This is a genomic window from Aminipila butyrica (assembly GCF_010669305.1).
Lineage (GTDB): Bacteria > Bacillota > Clostridia > Peptostreptococcales > Anaerovoracaceae > Aminipila > Aminipila butyrica.
In genome coordinates this window covers 51,475-69,355 of sequence record NZ_CP048649.1, presented here as the reverse complement: position 1 = coordinate 69,355, position 17,881 = coordinate 51,475, and the positions used below count along the sequence as shown (strand labels likewise).

The window sequence follows — 17,881 nt, the reverse complement described above, 5'->3', positions numbered from 1 at the left end:
ACTATACAAAAATCAAAAACTGTCTAAATTTTAGACAGTTTTTTTATTTGTGTTTAAATTCTATACAAGTAAAACAAATTATCTATTTTCCAGGAGGGGATAAGTGAGTAGAATAAGGAAGATAAGAGAGATAAGAGAGAAGGAGGCTATAAACGGTGAAGAAAAAATATATTTGCATAGTGCTGGCGTCAAACCTAATCCTGGGTTCTGCCACCCTAGCCTTTGCAGCTACAGATACAACCGGAGCAGCAACCCCCACGGGAAAAGCAGCAACAACCACAACTGAAACAGCTACAACCAGCAGTGCTGTCACGACCACAGGAAGTGCAGTTCTGACTACGGATAGTGCTGTCACCATAACGAACAGTGCTGTCACCACGACGAATAGCGCAGTTACTGCAACGGATAGTGCCATTACCACAACCGACAGTGCAGTTACAGCTTCTGACAGTGCTATAACAAATTCGGTGACGCCAGAAAAGACCGCAACAAAGACCCTTTCCCTGAAAGAAGCGATTCAGATTATGAAGACTACGGGAACCTCTGCGGAGACTGCAGCCCTCCATCGACAGGCCGATGTAGCGGTGGGCAATGGGTACTCGGAGACCGTCAGCAAAATTAAAAAGACTCAAGACAATTTAGATTTGCTGTCCAGTTTACCAGATTCCTGGGTAGAATCCAACTACGGGGAAAGTGTAGTGGAGATGGCTTATCAGGCCCAGCTGGCAGGAGTCTCTTCCAACAACAAAAAGATTATGCAGCTAAGACGAGATTTTGCTAGAAATAATACAGAAAATAATTATCAGGCAGAGTTAAATCAGATTGAAGCGGATACCATCAGTATTTATTATAAAGTACTGTTGGCTCAAGACAACCTTAACATTGCAAAAGAGAACTTGACCACGCAACAGAAGACCTTGAAAAATGTTCAGGCTAAAAAGGACGTGGGACTATTGTCCAAAAAGGATGTGCTTCAGGCACAGTCTGCTGTAGCTGATGCCGAGAGTGCAGTGCGCAGTGCCGATACCAAGTTGAAATATGCCAAGATGTCGTTCAATTACTTATTGGGTTACAATGTACAGCAAGAAGTAGTCTTTACGGATACCTTGGACAATATTGCGGCGGCAGCGGCAGAAGCTGTATCGGCGGATACAGCGGTGAACAATGCGCTTGACAATCGGATTGAACTGAAAGGAGCCAAGCTGGCGGTTCAGGTATATGAGATTTTGCTGGAGGACGTAAAAGCCTATCCTAAAAATTCCTCTACCTATCTAAATGCGCAGATTAATCTGGCAGAAGCACAGAAGACATCCAAGGATGCCTATAGTAAGATTGAAATTGATATTCGCAACAAGGCTGATTTGGTTCAGGATAAAAAGGCTGCGGTAGAGGCCGCGAAAGAGCTATTGACTTATGCCACAGAAGGTGTGCGCTTAGTACAGTTGACAAATGAAGAGGGCTTGAGCACGGTAGAAGAACTGCTGGCTGCTCAGGTAAACGTATATAAGGCCAAATTAAATCTAGCCAATGCGAACTCGGATTATGCCTTGGCGTTGAAGAGCTATGAATTTGCTCAAGGTGTGGGTACCAGCAGGATTCCGTTGTAGAAAAGGATGAAAAGAAGCAAAGAAAAGAGCGCAAAAAAGGCCTAAGAACAAAGGCCTTAAGCCTTTTTGGATTTGGAGGCAAAGCGATCTAGTGCTGTTCTCGCCGTGCCGGAGGCAATGGTGTCTAGTATGTCGATTACTTCCTCTGGGGAGTGCTTCATACCGCTAGAAAGCCAATCCTCCAACAAAGCGCCAAAGGCTATCGCATAATAGTGGACTACATGCTGGAAAGACTCTTCATCTACGTCGATATCCTTGGATATCTGGGTGATAATCTGTGTGGCCACCTTGACAACATCGTCGAAAATTAACTGCTTAATGGCAGCTCGGCCCAACGAATTCAGGGCGCAGAGGACTACCGTGGAATTCTTTTGCAGATAGTTCAGCAGATAGATACCGGTCTCCTGCCAGGTGAGAAAGTTTTCTGTGTCCCCGAGTACGGAGACAATTTCCTGATCGATAATCCACTGGAACAGGTCGTAGATATCCTGGAAGTGGTAATAAAAGGTCTGACGGTTTACCCCGCAGTCCTCGACGATTTCTCGGATGCTGATTTTATTTAAAGGCTTTTGGGCCATCAATTTTTTTAAAGAATCCGCCATCAGGCGTTTTGTCATTTCAGTTGTTACTGATTGTGCCATCTGTAACCTCCATTCGATTGTGATAATACCCCTATTATATCGGAACATTTGTCAAAAAACCAGACAAATGTCTTATGAAATAAAAGCATTTGGTGAAAAGAGAAAGGAAGCTTGCCATGTATGGGAAATATGCTATCGTACTGAAGAGCCCAATGGGCCCAAAAAAAGGATTTCTATATTTAGACCAACAGAGCAGCACCGTAGAGGGTATATTGGAATGTCTGGGGAAAAGACACCTGTTCTCCGGGACCTTGTCACAGGACGGCAAGCTGCTGGCACAGGGGATATTGAAAGCTCCTTTGGGAGAAGAGCCCTTTATGCTTCTGGGGAATATTCAGGAAAAGATCTTGACAGCAAGGTTACAACGAAAAAACCAGGAGTACGAATTAATGGGAACTGAAGTAGATGAAAATAGATTGAAGTGAGAGAGGAAGAGTTGAGATATGGAAAAAGAAATTGCAACAACAGTGGAAAAAAAGAAGCGCACCACGGCTATTTTAGCAGGTGTGCTGGTGGTAGCTCTGATTATAGCTGGCTGCTGGTCTTTCAACAGCAAAGCCGAAGAAAGCAAGGATTTTATTGTTCAAGGCAGTGTGAACAAAACGGAAATCAACTTAAACTCCAAGCTGGCCGGTAATATTGGAGAAATTCTGGTGAAGGAGGGCGATCAAGTGAAAGCAGGAGATATTATCATCAAGATTTCCAGTGAAGCCGTGGAAGCTAAGATGCAGCAGGCCAAAGCCGCCAAAGCCGCCGCCGCCGCCGTGGAAGCAAAAGCTCAAAATGGAGCCAGGTCTCAGGAGGTAGCCCAGGCAAAAGCGGCCTTCGACTACGCACAGAAGACCTACGACCGCATGAAGAAGTTGCTGGATGAAGAGGCGATTTCACAGGCATCTTTTGATCAAGTGGAAGCTCAGTACATAGCGGCAAAGGAAACCTATAACATGGCCGTAGAAGGAGCCAGAAGTGAGGATGTCGCCGCTGCGGCCTCTCAGGTAGCTCAAGCAGATGGAGCCATTGCAGAGGTCAACAGTTATCTGGAAGATGCGCAGATTAAAGCACCAGTGGATGGTACAATTACAACCATCAACGTGGAGTTGGGAGAACTGATTTCTACAGGTATGCCGTTGGCTACTTTAACTACCGACGACGAGCCATGGATCGAAGTAAATGTAAAAGAGACAGACTTGGATAAAGTCCAAGAAGGGCAGCAGGTAACCGTTACATTTCCGGCTTATCCCGACAAGGAATGGAAGGGAACGGTAACGGTAGTCAACAAAAAGCCGGACTTTGCCACCAAGCGGGCTACCAATGCCAACGGAGATTTTGATGTATTGTCTTATGGGGTGAAGGTTTCCATATCGGGGATGGATAAGGAATTGTATGCCGGGATGACGGCCATGGTGGACTTTGGAAAAAATGAAGAAAAGTAATCTGCTTAAATCAAATAAATTGACGGTGGCCTTTTACCATTTCAAACTGAGACACCCCCGGTTTGTCATGGCTACGCTGGTATTTATTATCATCCCCTTGATATCTGGACTAGCGCTGGGATATGAGATGAAGGGTGATGTGCCTACTAGCATTCCTACGGTCATCGTGGATCACGACCAGTCGGATTTTAGCCGTAAGTTTACTGGCTTCGTGGAGGACAGCAGCTACTTTGATGTGATTGAATATGCGGACAGGGACCAGCAGGTTCAGGAGCTGTTTGACCAGGAGCAGGCTTATGCGGGCATCATCATACCGGAAAATTTTTATAAAGATATGCAGATGGGAAAGGCCCCGAAAATTCTCACCTTGTATGATGGCGCATCTTTGACGGTGGTAACTACCTCAAAGACTGCTATGTCAGAGATTCTGCTCACCACCAAAGGGGCCTACATGATGAGCATTTTCCAAGGAAAGCTGTCCGTAGTGCCGGAGCAGGTTATGAATCTGGTGACACCGATTGATGTGAACTATAAGTTCCTGTATAATCCAGCCAAGAGCTTTCGAAACTACCTGCTGATTGGTATGCTGGCGTCAGTTATCCAAATTGGCATCGCCATGCAGGGAGCTGAGCGAGGTTTTGAGAATCAGAGCCAGCCCAGAAGATATTTGGACCAGCTGAAAGTGATCGGCGGTTGGTCTGTTATGAGTACGATTTCCATCCTCCTGTGTTTGGGGGTACAATATCTGTTTTTTGATATGCCTTATCGGAGTACGGCTCTGGGAGGGGTGTTAATGACCTTTCTTTTTGCTATGTGCATTCTAGCCATGGGCTATATCATTGGAAATATAATTCCAGACAGGACCTTTGCCATCCAGGTATCCGCTATCTTAGTGCTGCCTACCAGTATGCTGGGGGGCTATACCTATCCCATAGAAGGTATGCCTGCGGCTTATGTTCAGCTGGCTCAGCACATACCTTTTTATTATTATGGAAACTGGATTCGCAGTCTCTGCTTGAAAGAACTGCAATTTCATCATCTCATAGAACCTCTCGGCTTCTTTGCAAAGTTTATTTTGGCAGAGCTGCTCATTATTTTAGCTGTTACCCTCTTTAAAAATTGGTGGCGGAAAAAGTATAAAGGCGGAATGGGGGTGACTCCAGTTGTTTAAAGCGTTGAAAAATATGACCATGGCCCAGCGGAAAGAGAAGTTTATGGAGATTAAGCCTTACTTGATTGTAGGGGTGATTCCGCTGCTTTTTACGTTAATCTTCGGCGGCATGTTTAGCCCAGTTTTCGTCCAGGACATACCTATTGCCATTTATGATATGGATGGGTCAGCTGCTTCTAGGGAAATTGTGAACTACTTTTATGATTCGCCAACCTTAAAAGTAAGGGAGGATATTTCCTCCGTAGAGGAAATCAAAGAAAAACTGCTTTTAGGGGAAATCCATGGAGCAATCCTTTTGCCTAAGGATTTTGGAAAAGCTTTGAATGGTAAGAATGGAGCAGAGGCAGTCGTCTTCATGGACAATGCCAACTTTATGTACGGCAATAATGTGATGAGTGCCGTCAATACGATTTTTGCAACGGTTAATGCAGGCGTACAGATGAAGTATCTGGAGGGAGGTGCCCTGGTTCCCTATCAGGCGGAGCAAAGCGTCTATACCCTTAACTTGGTAGACCGAATCTTATATAATCCGCAGTTGGGCTATTTTCCGTATTTGTTTCCGGGGCTGCTCTGCATCTTTGCCCAGCAGGCGTTTCTGGCGTCAGGGGTTCCCATGCTGGTGGAGGAGAAGAATCGGCTGCGTGAACTGCCGATGGAGCTCAGCAGGCAGTTTGTGCAAGTAAAAATGTCCCTGATGATCCGCCGATTTATGTTACTTTCTGGGCTTAGTGTGGTCAGCACCATGGCTTGCCTGCGGGTAGCTATGGCCCTTTGGGGTTTTCCTATGCAGGGAGACATCTTTGTGCTGATGCTTTTTGAGGTTGTATTTCTGGGAGCTATGACCGGTATGGCTCTGGTTATTGCCGCGCTCTTTGAGCAGGTGGCCCATGCAGTACAATTCACCATGTTCTTGACCATACCTACTTTTTTATCCTGCGGATTTGCTTGGCCTGAATATATGATGGCCCCGGGATTCGCTTCTGTGATTAAGGTGATTTGGCCTCTATATTACTTTATAACCCCGATGAAGGATATTCTTTTAAAAGGCACTAGTTTGGAGGTTCTCTATCCGTATCTGATTGGTTGTGGACTCTTTGCTGCCGTTTGGATACCTGTAGGTTTGCTATTGTTCGGCAGAAAGGTGCGGCTTATCCGAGAACTTCACACCTGAGAATGTAAGCACAAAAAAGCACTTGAACCATCTTGTTGGGTTCAAGTGCTTTTATCGTTATAGCGTGTATCTGCTAATCACTTATTACTTTCATCATTTTGGTGTAAATCGGTCTAGGTCTTCAAGGAAGCTGTGGACCTTTTGCATCTGCAAGTCGGAATGGGCGATGTTTTCTGAGCACTCCTTCAATTCTTCAGCAATAAACTTAGGAATCTCTCCTTCCGCTTTGTAGCGCAGCTGGTGCTCCAAGCTGGCCCAGAAGTCCATGGCCATGGTGCGGATTTGAATCTCTACAGGAATCTTTTCTACTCGATGAACAAAGAATACTGGTATTTCCACGATTAGGTGAAGGCTGCGATAGCCGTTATCCTTGGGGTTTTTAATGTAATCCACTTCACGGATAATACTCAGGTCGCTCTGTTTTTTCAGTAGGTCGGCTACAATATAAATATCATTTATGTAGCAGCAGATAACTCGTATACCAGCGATATCCAGCATCTGTTTGCACATCTGGTTCACGTCGGAGGAGAATCCTTTTCGATTGGCTTTTTCCAGGATGCTTTCTGGGGATTTTATGCGGCTCTCCATGTGATGAATGGGGTTGTGTTTATGCAGCAACTGGAAGTCGTCGTCCAGGTTTTGCAGTTTAGTTTTCACTTCTCGTATAGCGGCAGTATAATTCTTGTGAATTTTAGCGTATATCATCATGATGTTCTTTAAATCTGAGTTTTGACGAATATCCATATCTATGGGCAAAATGCTTTCATTCATCGTACAAAAATCCTTTCTTCAAGTCATGCGTGTTTCACGATATAGTCTATCACAATGGATATATGAAGTGTAATGTTTTGGTGAAATTTAATGATTCTGCAATAATTTCTTTTGCTTTTTCTTCTGCTTCTTTTTGAAGGAACTGCCAATAACTGCCGTGCTTTCATACATGGAGATAAAGGCTTGAGAGTCCAGTTGGAGCACGATGTTCTTCAAGCGAGGAGTCTCATGAATGTTGATTGTACACATAACTTGAGCTTTTTCTTGTCCCAGATATGCACCAGTCACGTGAGAAATAGTTGTCCCCCGGCCAAATTCTGTAGAAAGGGCTAGAGCGATTTCGTCGCCTCGATCGGTGACGATGAGGACCATGCGCTTGTAGTTCATCCCGTCTAGAATGTAGTTGACTACCCTGGAGGTAATAAAAAGGGTAGTAATGGTGGCGATTGCAATATCTAAGCCAAGGAAGAAGGCGGCAAGCAGAACCAGGAAGGCATTGACGGATAGTGAAACCGTTCCAATTTGAAAAGAAGTGTAGCGGTTGATAATTCGACAGATGACATCGGTGCCTGCTCCAGAACCATTGCATTTAAGCATGATGCCGCCGCCGCTTCCTACCAAAAGCCCACCACAGACGATACAGGTAAAGAGCGAGTCGGAGGGAGGCGGCACCTGTTCCAGCAGCCGCATAAAGGCGGTCATGCCAATCATGCCTAGGGTACTATAAATCATAAACTGCCTGTTCACGAAAAAATAGCCTAGAAGCAGAATCGGAATGTTCAGTATAAAGGTGGTCATGGCCACATTGCTGCCAGTTAAAATGTGAAGCATAATGGAGATTGCCGTAATACCGCCGCCTAAAATATTTCCAGGTACGTAAAAAAGCTGTACGCCGGCTCCGACAATGAAGCTGCCAAGAAGCACAATCAATATATCCCGTATCCGGTAGGCTGGTTGAGCCTGTTTCAGTTTTTCTGTAGATTTCATAAATATATCCTCCTAATTATAAGGTCCTTCTGCAAAATAGAATTCTTTAATAGAATACCGTATATGGAAGGAGGCTGGCAAGAGGGAATTAAAAGAGTTTTAATTTCAGAAATTATTTAGCCAGTATTTTAGGAAACATAGAAAAGGTATTGGAATAACCTGAATCATGAGAAGAGAATATAGGTAAGGATTAAATCGAGATCCCTATTGACATAATAGGAATTTTTATTTATACTACGATTAAACAGTTACTTAATCGTTTAATTGATGATAGATTTCAACTTATTTTCACAACACATGCCAAAGGCAGAGGAGAAAGGAGCCGCATATGGACGCTCAGAAAATAAAAGATCAAGAAATGAAGAATAGACCCATGATGGACCCCCAATGTTTGGAATGTCCCCTGAACATCACCCTGCCCCATAACCATGGGAGTCGCACAGCGGAGTTCATCCATTATAAGCCGGATGCCATCGTCTTTGAGCAGACAGCCAGCACCTTTCAGATGATTAGCGACAGTACACGCTTAAAGATTCTCTGGCTGTTATGCCACAGTGAGGATTGTGTAGCCAATATTGCCGCAGCTATTGAGATGAGCTCTCCAGCAGTATCCCACCATTTGAGATTGCTGAAACAGTCCGGACTCATCGTCAGCCGGAAAGACGGCAAAGAGACATATTACACTTTAGCAGATACGGAAGAGGCAGCCTTAGTCCACGATATTGTAGACCGGACCTTCCATATTAAATGCAGATAGAGATCAGGGAAGAAAGGAAGCGATAATAGATGAAAAAGGTTTATACGATAGAGAACATCGATTGTGCTAACTGCGCAGCTAAGATTGAGCGTCTGATTGGCGGTATGCCGGAAGTCGGAGAGGCTACAATCACATTTGCTACAAAGCAGCTGCGGGTAGAAGCGGAAAATCCCGATGACTTAGTGCCGGAAATGACTAGATTGGCCAATACGGTGGAGAATGGTGTAGTTATTAAGGAAAGATCAAGAAAGACCACCGGCAGGAGAGCTTTAAAGCCGGCAGCTGACAATCAGTCAAAGGAGCATGAAGAGGCTTGCGGGTGCGGACAGGATCACGGACACGACCACGACCATTCGGATCACGATCATGACCATGATCACGAAGAGCATCACCACGAGCATGAAGAGGCTTGCGGATGTGGACACGATCATGGACACGACCACGACCATTCGGATCACGATCATGACCATGATCACGAAGAGCACCACCATGAGCACGAAGAGGCTTGCGGATGCGGACACGATCATGGGCACGACCACGACCATTCGAATCACAATCATGAACATGATTTCGAAAAGCAAAATCCTGGGCAGATTCAAGCAGATTCCCTTCAAAAAGAGCTGAAGCAGAAAAAATCCTTTTCTTTAAAAGGAGACTTGCCCCAGATTGTAGTTGGTGCGGTTCTCTTTGCCGTAGGTCTGGTCTTAGAGCATAATGAAATGGCTTTAGGCTGGTGGCTGGGCTGCTTTATCGTCGCCTATTTAACTTTGGGCAGTGGTGTATTGTTAAAGGCGATAAAGAACATCGGAAAAGGTCAGGTCTTTGATGAAAACTTCCTGATGAGTGTAGCTACCTTAGGGGCTTTTGCCATTCAGGAGTATCCAGAAGCAGTAGGCGTTATGCTGTTTTTCCGCATTGGTGAATTCTTTGAGGAAAAGGCAGTGGAGCGGAGCCGGAGTCAGATTATGGAGGCGGTGGACCTGCGCCCAGAGGTTGTTTCTCTGGTAGAAGGTCAGCGCATTACTGAAATTGCTGCGGAAGAGGCAGAAATCGGAGACATCCTTCTGGTAAAGCCGGGAGACCGGATTCCTTTGGACGCAGTGGTGATAGAAGGCGAAAGCCGAATCGATACGTCCCCTATTACGGGAGAACCTGTACCAGTTAAGGTGACACCAAACTCTCAGGTGGTATCTGGATGCATTAATACTTCTGGCGTTTTGAAGATTCGAGTAGAAAAAGTTTTAGAAGATTCTATGGTTACTCGGATTTTGGATTCTGTGGAAAATGCAGCGGCTAGCAAGCCGAAAATTGATCGGTTTATCACTCGTTTTGCCCGAGTTTATACGCCTTTTGTTGTAGCAGCTGCTGTGTTGACGGCGGTGATTCCGTCGCTGGTGACAGGGGACTGGCAGCATTGGATTTACACAGCACTGACTTTCCTGGTTATTAGTTGTCCATGTGCACTGGTTCTAAGCGTGCCTTTAGCCTTCTTCTCAGGAATAGGTGCAGGATCCAGACAAGGCATTCTTTTCAAGGGAGGCGTGGCACTGGAATCTTTGAAAAATATTAAAGCTGTAGTGATGGATAAGACTGGTACTTTGACAAAAGGTGAATTCGTCGTTCAGAATATCATCAGTACCGGAAACTTGATTGCCTATATGACCTCAGGGGTGACGACAGGAGGTAGATCAATCAGTAATGGTAAAGATCTGTCCCAAGTAGAGCAGAGCATGGCTGCTAGACCCGCCGGGGTTTCCAAGCAAGATGTAGAGACTTATCTGCTGACGTTGGCGGCCAGCTGTGAAGCCAGCTCTACCCATCCAATTGGCGTTAGTATTGTCAGTGAAGCAAAAAAGGCTGGACTGACTCTACAGACACCAAAGAGCATAGAGGAAATCGCTGGAAAGGGTATTCGGGCCACTCTTCAAGAAGGCACGGTCCTGTGCGGAAATCGTTCCTTGCTGCAAGATGGCAACGTTGACCTAGCTGATTATCACAATCCTACCACCGGCAGCGAAGTGCTGTTAGCGTTAAATGGTCAATTTATTGGTGCTTTGACAGTCGGCGATACGATCAAACCGGAAGCTCCTTCAGCTATAGCTAAATTGAGCAAGTGGGGGATTGCCACCGCTATGCTTACTGGTGACGGAGAAGAGAGCGCTCGCTCCGTAGCAAAGACTACGGGTATTAGTCAGGTGTTTGCTAAGCTGCTGCCAGAGGATAAATTACGGATATTACAAGAAATCCGAAAGGAAAAAGGTAGTGTTCTGTTTATTGGTGACGGCATCAATGATGCGCCTGTGTTGGCCGGTGCTGACGTCGGGGCAGCTATGGGCAGTGGAGCCGATGCGGCTATCGAAGCGGCAGATGTAGTGTTTATGACCTCTAGTGTAGAGGCTATTCCACAGGCTATTTCCATTGCTAAGTCTGCCAGCAGTGTTGCCATACAAAATGTGGTGTTCGCCTTGGCCATAAAAGCCTTGGTTATGGTACTTGGACTGGTGGGGCTAGCATCCATGTGGCTGGCGGTCTTTGCAGATACTGGCGTAGCGATACTTTGTGTATTAAATTCTGTAAGGATTTTATACAAATACAGATAATCTGTTGGGATTCTTGCCTGCTGTTAATTTTCAGTGAAAGCTCAGGGAATCAGGCTTAAAACAACAATAAAATAAAAGAAATCCGGCAACGATGGAGCTGCGGTCAAGCAGCATCCACAGATGCCGGATTTTTATGTGCAGAAATTTTAGCGAATCAATCCCAAAAGGACTCCACCTTAGACTGTTGATGATCCTCTAGACTGGAGGTATAGGTGATAAAAGCCTTCATGGCATTAGATACATAAGCATTTTTCCGCCAAAGAACGCTCACGTTAGCGTTAATTGGGTCCTCCAGAGGGATATGGACAATCTTGGAGGACGCATCGAAACTCTCTTGATAGGTGATTGTCACAGCAAAATTGTTTTCCACAATATAGCGAATGGTGGAAATCTGGCTGGCTTCCATGATGATATTCAGGGGATGCTCCTTAAAATGCTCTGTAATAGCGGTGTAGTGGTAAGAGCCGTTGGGGAAGATGATAAAAGGTTGGTGATAAATCATTTCCTTGCTGGCAAAGGGCTCCTTGGCTAGTGTGCTTCCTTCGCCTACCGCCAGACCAAACTGGGTGCGGAAAATCAGCCGAGAGTCACATTGCGGATAGACCGTATCGTCCATTGCCCCCAGCAGGAAATCCAAGCCCCCTTCATTTAAACGTTTGAGGCCGGATATGGTACCAATTTCAAACATTTGCAGGCGGATGTTGGGGTGCAGCTGCTCAAAGGCGGGAAAAAACTTTTTAAACATAAAGGTTCCCAGCACTGGCGGAATTCCTACCTTCAGAACTACGTGGGTTTTATTACCAATATCTAATGATTCTCGGTGAAAGTTATCATAGCTATTGATAAAGTCTTTGGCTTTGGAAAGGAAAGATGAGCCGTCGTCCGTCAGGGAAATTCGATTGTTCACTCGGTTAAACAACTGATAACCCAGTTCATTTTCCAATTCTTTAATAGCCGCTGTGATGGAAGGCTGAGATACGTGGACCGCTTCGGAAGCCTTCGTGATATTATTATATTTGCATACTTCCTGGAAGTATCGTAAATGGTTGATGTTCATAAATTTTTCTCCTGAATATGTTGAGATAAAGCAAAAAGAAAGGTTTCATGCCACGGTATTGTCCCTTTATGGTATACTGTAGCGTAGATATTCTTTACTCTATCATAAGTTTTTTGTGAATTCAATAGATTTAGAACGATGCATTAAAAGAATTTATATAGCAATAGCCGCTTTCTATTGTGTAGAGCTGCCAGGCTGTGTCAACATAATTCTTAAGCAAATCAGCGATGTGGCTTGTGCAGCAGGACACATTAGGAAGGAGAAATATATGCTTCAAAGGAAAAAACATCTACAGAGTATTGTAGTACCTCACCAGAAGGATACCGCACAAAAGCCTACGGAAGTTCTGCCGACTCCCGATTTTGTCTATCTTTCTATGTCTCAGCACATAGGCGTTCCTTGCAACCTATTGGTGGCCGTGGGAGACCGGGTTCAGGTAGGACAACCCATTGGGGATACAGAAGGATTTGTCAGTGCACCTGTCCATGCCAGCGTTTCCGGCACGGTGGTAGGTGTGGAAGGCGTTCGATCGGCTTCCGGCGGAGAGGATCAGCTGGTGATTATCGAAGCCGACAAGGAGCAGACCTTGTGGGAGAATATTCAGAGACCCCAGGTCAAGACCAGAGAAGATTTTGTAAAAGCCATTCGATCTAGTGGGCTGGTGGGATTGGGGGGCGCCGCTTTTCCTACCCATATCAAGTATGCGCCGTCTAAACCCAAAGACATCACGACTTTAATTGTAAATGGGGCAGAATGCGAGCCTTTTATTACTTCCGACCATCGACTTATGCTGGAAGAGGCCGAGAATATTATAGAAGGCAGCCTCTTGGTCATGAAATACCTAGAACTAAAGGAATGTTTTATCGGTGTGGAGGACAATAAACCAGATGCCATAGAGGGTTTAGCACGGCTGATTCGGGAAAAAGGACTTTCTAATATTCAGATTATACCCTTGCGGTCCAGATATCCTCAGGGTGCAGAGCGAGTTATGATCTATGAGATCACGGGAAAAACCTTAGATGCGGGAGTACTGCCGGCAGAGGTGGGCGTTATTCTCTCGAATGTTGCCTCGATTGCCTTTGTAGGACAATACTTCAAAGACGGCATTCCTCTTATTAAAAAGCGAATCACCGTAGACGGCAATGCGGTGACCAGACCAGCCAATGTACTGTGCCCCTTGGGGACAAAAATTTCCGATGTAATTGGATTCTGCGGGGGCTATAAAGAAAAACCGGACAAGATTTTGATGGGTGGGCCAATGATGGGCCGAGCTGTCTTTACAGATCAACTACCGGTGATTAAAAATAACAATGCTCTTTTGGTATTTTCGGGGAGACAAGCCTGGATTCAAGAGGAAACAGCCTGCATTAACTGTGGGCGTTGTCACCGGGCCTGTCCTTTCAAGCTGCTTCCAGTACAGCTTTCAACAGCGGTGGATAAAAGAGACCTAGAGGCTTTGGCGCGGCTGAAGGTTATGCAGTGTATGGAGTGTGGCAGCTGCTCTTACGTCTGTCCGGCCAGAAAGCCTCTGAGCTTCAACAATAAGTTAGGAAAAAATATCATAAAGGAGGCAGCTGCTCATGGGAAATAAAGCTTATGACAATTTGATTGTCTCTTCAGCACCCCACCTCGTTAGTCCAGTGGACACCTCCCGCATCATGGGGGCGGTGCTCTTGGCATTAATACCTTCTCTGGGAGTAAGTACTTATGTCTTTGGTCACCGGGTACTCTCCCTGACCTTAGTGTGCATGGCTGCCTGTGTGGCTTTTGAATATCTGTTTAACGTGATGACCAAGCGAACACAGACGATCAGCGATTTAAGTGCCATGGTGACAGGCGTGTTGCTGGCGTTTAATCTGCCATCGAATCTGTCTTACCTCATCGCTGTCATCGGTTGCTTTGTGGCCATTGTCATCGTCAAAGGCCTCTTTGGTGGGTTGGGGCAGAATGTGGCCAATCCAGCTATTACAGCACGGATTGTGCTGTTTCTTTCCTTTACCACTCAGATGAACACCTGGCCGCTGCCTCGAGCACTGCGAGCAGCGGATGCGGTGACCGGGCCTACGCCTTTAGGCATATTAAAGGAAGGAAATGGCGTGCTGCCTTCTAACTTGGATATGTTTTCAGGCGTTATCGGCGGTTCCATGGGTGAAGTCAGTGCAGTAGCACTCCTGCTGGGAGGTATTTTTCTGATTTGGCGGCAAGTCATTTCTCCCATCATTCCGGTATCTTTTATTGCCACGGTTGCTGTTTTAGCGCTGGCGGCCGGACAGGATCCGATTTTTCATATAACCGCAGGCGGAGTTATGATTGGTGCTTTCTTTATGGCTACGGATTATGCAACTTCGCCAAGACTGCCTTTGGGCAAGCTGATTTTCGGAGTAGGCTGTGGATGTTTTACCATGCTTATTCGAGTCTTTGGGTCTTATCCAGAGGGAGTCTCCTTTGCCATCTTGTTGATGAATATCATCACGCCTCACATTGATAACTTTTGTGAGCGGAGATTGCTGGGAGGTGGCGAGAAATAATGGAACGGGAAACGTTTAATGAATACATCAAGCCTACTCTGGTGCTGGTGTTGATTTGCCTAGTGGTTTCTGTGGCACTGGCTCAGGTTTATGCAGTGACTCTGCCTCTGATTGAAAAGATGGCGGCGAAAACCGCAGACGAAGCACGGGCGGTGGTTCTTCCGGAAGCGGGAACCTTTTCGGCCTACACCGGAACGCTGGAAGAAGGTATCACCGACTTTTACATAGCGGATAATGGTGCTGGTGCGGCCATCACGGCTACTGCCGATAGCTACGGCGGTTTGATAACAGTGATGGTCGGCATAGACGGACAGGGCGTCGTGACAGGAGTGCAAGTTTTAGCTCATTCTGATACACCGGGGTTGGGTACTAAAGCCCAGACGCCGGAATACCTGAGTCAATACAATGGTAAGATTGCAGCAGAGATTATTCCTGATGCCGCAGGGCTAGGCACCGCTTCCATCAAGCTCAATCCTCAGCTGGATGCGGTGACCGGAGCCACGGTTACTTCTGATGGGGTCTACCACGGTGTTCAGCGAGCTCTGGCGCAATTTGAAGGAGCAGGAGGTGTAAAGTGAGGACTAAGCTAGGTATCGTAACTAAAGGAATTATTAAGGAAAATCCCACCTTCGTGCTGCTGTTGGGCACTTGCCCCACGTTAGCCACGACCTCCAGTGTAATCAATGGACTGGGCATGGGCATATCGGCCATGGTGGTGCTAATCTGTTCTAACGTCGTTATCTCCATGTTGAAAAACATCATTCCCGACAAGGTACGGATTCCATGCTATATTGTGGTTATCGCTGGATTTGTAACTTGCGTACAGTTCTTGATTAAAGCCTACGCGCCTGGCCTGGATAAGGCGTTAGGCTTGTTTATTCCGCTGATTGTGGTGAACTGTATCATCTTAGGCCGAGCAGAGATGCTTGCCAATAAAAACTCCGTATTGGACTCGGCGCTGGATGGCCTGGGAATGGGCCTGGGATTTACCTTTGCGCTGGGGTGCATGGGGGTGATTCGGGAATTGCTGGGAGCAGGAACGCTGTTTAACTTTCCGATTCTGGGAAATGGCTTTACACCAATGTCCATTTTCTTGCTGGCCCCAGGCGGCTTTTTCGTGTATGGGCTGCTGGTTGCTATGATTAATTATGTATCTAAAGGACGGGCCATAAAAAAGAAAGACTTTGGCTGTGAAGGCTGTGCCATGAGCACCACTTGTCAGAGGGCACAGGAAGGGGGCTGCGGGAAATGAAGGAAATATTAATGATTATGTTGTCCGTGGCACTGGTAAACAACTTTGTCCTAGCGCAATTTTTAGGAATCTGTCCGTTTTTAGGGGTGTCTAAGAAATTAGATTCTTCGGTAGGCATGGGTATTGCAGTGACTTTTGTCATGGTGCTGGCCACGGCCTGCACTTGGCCGGTTCAGACCTTTCTGCTGGATAAATATGAAATTGAATATTTGCAGACGGTAGCGTTTATTCTCATCATCGCTGCGCTGGTGCAGTTTCTGGAAATGCTTTTAAAGAAATTTATTCCTGCTCTCCACCGGTCATTGGGCGTTTATCTGCCTTTGATAACCACCAATTGTGCGGTCTTGGGTGTGACCATTATGAACATTAAAAGTGAGTTTAATTTTGTGGAATCCATGGCTAATTCGTTTGCAGCGGGAGTAGGCTTTCTACTGGCCATGGTGCTGTTTTCTGGTATGAGACAAAAGATGGATAATGCCAATGTGCCGAAGGCCTTTCAGGGCATTCCCATGGTGCTTATGGGAGCGGCAATCCTTTCCCTTTCTTTTATGGGTTTCAGCGGTGTAGTACAGGGAATATTTGAGTAAAGGAGGCAGAGAAATGGTTGTACCAGTGATATTGTTGATAGGAATGGGGCTGATTGCAGGCCTGGTTCTTACTCTGGCTTCTAAGGTATTTTTTGTGCCAGTGGATGAAACCGTGGCTCAGATCCGGGAGGTGCTCCCGGGGGCTAATTGTGGAGCCTGCGGTTTTGCAGGTTGTGATGATTATGCTGCTGCCATAGGTGATGACCGTTCCTTGAGTCCGTCGCTGTGTCCAGTAGGAGGCAGTCAGGTAGCTTCGGCGGTGGCCGCCATTCTGGGCGTAGAAGCCGGTTCGGTGCAGGCGAAGGTAGCGGTGGTCCGATGCCAGGGCAGTTATGAAAATACGAAGCAGATTATGGATTACACCGGAATCGCCACTTGTGCAGCAGCTAAAAGCTTTTATGGGGGCAATTGGGCTTGCGCACAGGGCTGTCTAGCTTTCGGGGACTGTGTTTCGGTCTGTCAATATGAGGCTATTCGAATCTGCAATGGGGTAGCCGTGGTGGATAGGGACGTCTGTGTGGGCTGTGGTATGTGTGAGCAGGCTTGTCCCAATCAGGTTATCACCATGTCAGATAAGAAGAAGTGGGTGTTCGTGGCCTGCAATTCCACAGAGCCTGGAGCAAAGGCGCGGAAGACCTGCAAGGTAGCTTGCATCGGCTGTCGGAAATGCCAAAGGGTCTGCCCGTTTGAGGCTATAGAAGTAGAAAACAATTTAGCCCGAATCTTATTCGATAAGTGCCGGAATTGTGGACTTTGCGAAAAGGAATGTCCTACGCAAGCTATCGCCAATTTGAGAGTACAGAAAAAAACGGCGGCTGTGCAGCAGAGCTAAAAATGCTAAGAAAAATATGGATAGTTAGAGGGTAGAAGCAGCGCTTGACACATTGAAAATTTATTGATAATATGAAAAAGATAAAGGGAAAATAACGGATTGGATACGATGTATTTTATGTACCGTGGCGGGAAACCGTATGCGGGTAAGAGGAACTCCGGTGAAAGTCCGGGACGGTACCGCCGCTGTAAGTGCGGAGTCTGAGCCACAGCTCTGAAGATGAGCAGCCACTGAGTGGAACTTGGGAAGGCAGGCAAAAGATGATGAGGCACAAGTCAGAATACAGACATAAGTTTAAACAACCTCGGTAAAGGTGAAAACTTGGCACTCTTGGAACAAGAGCGCAGTGTTTGTGGCGGTTTAAAGTACATTAAGATGCAGTTGAAAACGGAACTGTGGCATTGAGCCACAGTTTTTTTGTGTGGAAAAATGCACGTCAAAAAAGTGGCAGAATTATTATAGACGGTTTACTTTATACTGCCAGTTT

The 17,881-nt window shown here is 46.2% G+C and carries 17 protein-coding genes and 1 riboswitch; of the genes, 13 read left to right on the top strand and 4 right to left on the bottom strand.

The features are described from left to right. The first annotated feature begins 155 nt into the window (after positions 1-155). Positions 156-1,607, top strand: coding sequence for a TolC family protein (locus Ami103574_RS00330; RefSeq protein ID WP_163064771.1), 1,452 nt, complete (start codon positions 156-158; stop codon positions 1,605-1,607). A 56-nt stretch (positions 1,608-1,663) separates the two neighbouring features. On the opposite strand, the gene Ami103574_RS00325 is transcribed toward Ami103574_RS00330, so the two are convergent. Beyond that, the gene (locus Ami103574_RS00325) at positions 1,664-2,248 is read right to left on the bottom strand and encodes a TetR/AcrR family transcriptional regulator C-terminal domain-containing protein (RefSeq protein WP_163064770.1); all 585 of its coding nucleotides are present in this window, start codon (positions 2,246-2,248) and stop codon (positions 1,664-1,666) included. A 116-nt stretch (positions 2,249-2,364) separates the two neighbouring features. Between Ami103574_RS00325 and Ami103574_RS00320 the strand changes: the two genes are divergently transcribed. From Ami103574_RS00320 to Ami103574_RS00305, 4 genes are read left to right on the top strand one after another with little or no spacing between them, the layout of a single operon-like run. Continuing rightward, a complete protein-coding gene (locus Ami103574_RS00320; protein ID WP_163064769.1) occupies positions 2,365-2,673 on the top strand; it encodes a hypothetical protein in 309 nt (102 codons plus the stop codon). Between the two features lie 18 nt (positions 2,674-2,691). After that, on the top strand, positions 2,692-3,681 hold the full coding sequence (locus Ami103574_RS00315; RefSeq protein ID WP_163064768.1) for an HlyD family secretion protein: 990 nt from the start codon (positions 2,692-2,694) through the stop codon (positions 3,679-3,681). After that, positions 3,668-4,852 carry an ABC transporter permease gene (locus tag Ami103574_RS00310; RefSeq protein WP_163064767.1) on the top strand — a complete coding sequence of 395 codons (1,185 nt, stop codon included), beginning with the start codon at positions 3,668-3,670 and terminating at the stop codon, positions 4,850-4,852. The genes Ami103574_RS00315 and Ami103574_RS00310 overlap by 14 nt, the downstream gene beginning before the upstream one ends. Beyond that, entirely contained in the window at positions 4,845-6,023 is a 1,179-nt protein-coding gene (locus Ami103574_RS00305; protein ID WP_163064766.1) for an ABC transporter permease, read from the top strand. Before Ami103574_RS00310 ends, Ami103574_RS00305 begins: the two co-directional genes overlap by 8 nt. Positions 6,024-6,116: 93 nt before the next feature. Here Ami103574_RS00305 and Ami103574_RS00300 read toward each other — a convergent pair whose 3' ends face one another. Both Ami103574_RS00300 and Ami103574_RS00295 read right to left on the bottom strand, forming a co-directional pair. Then, positions 6,117-6,794: a GTP pyrophosphokinase gene (locus tag Ami103574_RS00300; RefSeq protein ID WP_163064765.1), complete on the bottom strand. Its 678-nt coding sequence runs from the start codon at positions 6,792-6,794 to the stop codon at positions 6,117-6,119. 87 nt (positions 6,795-6,881) lie between these two features. Further along, entirely contained in the window at positions 6,882-7,781 is a 900-nt protein-coding gene (locus Ami103574_RS00295) for a YitT family protein (RefSeq protein WP_163064764.1), read from the bottom strand. A 328-nt stretch (positions 7,782-8,109) separates the two neighbouring features. On the opposite strand from Ami103574_RS00295, the gene Ami103574_RS00290 reads away from it, so the two are divergent. Together Ami103574_RS00290 and Ami103574_RS00285 are read left to right on the top strand one after the other, a co-directional pair. Further along, positions 8,110-8,538, top strand: a complete 429-nt coding sequence (locus tag Ami103574_RS00290; protein WP_246213168.1) for an ArsR/SmtB family transcription factor — start codon at positions 8,110-8,112, stop codon at positions 8,536-8,538. A gap of 29 nt (positions 8,539-8,567) precedes the next feature. Continuing rightward, positions 8,568-11,138: a heavy metal translocating P-type ATPase gene (locus Ami103574_RS00285; RefSeq protein WP_163064763.1), complete on the top strand. Its 2,571-nt coding sequence runs from the start codon at positions 8,568-8,570 to the stop codon at positions 11,136-11,138. A 154-nt stretch (positions 11,139-11,292) separates the two neighbouring features. On the opposite strand, the gene Ami103574_RS00280 is transcribed toward Ami103574_RS00285, so the two are convergent. Next, positions 11,293-12,195, bottom strand: coding sequence for a LysR family transcriptional regulator (locus Ami103574_RS00280; protein ID WP_163064762.1), 903 nt, complete (start codon positions 12,193-12,195; stop codon positions 11,293-11,295). A gap of 268 nt (positions 12,196-12,463) precedes the next feature. On the opposite strand from Ami103574_RS00280, the gene rsxC reads away from it, so the two are divergent. The 6 genes from rsxC to Ami103574_RS00250 are packed head-to-tail and all read left to right on the top strand — an operon-like array spanning position 12,464 to position 17,394. Next, entirely contained in the window at positions 12,464-13,786 is a 1,323-nt protein-coding gene (gene rsxC, locus Ami103574_RS00275; RefSeq protein ID WP_163064761.1) for an electron transport complex subunit RsxC, read from the top strand. Continuing rightward, complete coding sequence (locus tag Ami103574_RS00270) at positions 13,776-14,723, top strand: RnfABCDGE type electron transport complex subunit D (protein ID WP_163064760.1); 948 nt, start codon at positions 13,776-13,778, stop codon at positions 14,721-14,723. The genes rsxC and Ami103574_RS00270 overlap by 11 nt, the downstream gene beginning before the upstream one ends. Further along, entirely contained in the window at positions 14,723-15,301 is a 579-nt protein-coding gene (locus tag Ami103574_RS00265) for an FMN-binding protein (RefSeq protein WP_163064759.1), read from the top strand. Before Ami103574_RS00270 ends, Ami103574_RS00265 begins: the two co-directional genes overlap by 1 nt. Continuing rightward, positions 15,298-15,975, top strand: coding sequence for an electron transport complex subunit RsxE (rsxE, locus tag Ami103574_RS00260; RefSeq protein WP_163064758.1), 678 nt, complete (start codon positions 15,298-15,300; stop codon positions 15,973-15,975). The genes Ami103574_RS00265 and rsxE overlap by 4 nt, the downstream gene beginning before the upstream one ends. Then, positions 15,972-16,562 (top strand): electron transport complex subunit RsxA, encoded by a 591-nt coding sequence (gene rsxA / locus Ami103574_RS00255; RefSeq protein WP_163064757.1) that lies wholly within the window; start codon positions 15,972-15,974, stop codon positions 16,560-16,562. The genes rsxE and rsxA overlap by 4 nt, the downstream gene beginning before the upstream one ends. 13 nt (positions 16,563-16,575) lie before the next feature. Then, the gene (locus tag Ami103574_RS00250; protein ID WP_163064756.1) at positions 16,576-17,394 is read left to right on the top strand and encodes an RnfABCDGE type electron transport complex subunit B; all 819 of its coding nucleotides are present in this window, start codon (positions 16,576-16,578) and stop codon (positions 17,392-17,394) included. 100 nt (positions 17,395-17,494) lie between these two features. Continuing rightward, positions 17,495-17,700: riboswitch (cobalamin riboswitch) on the top strand. Positions 17,701-17,881 lie beyond the last annotated feature (181 nt).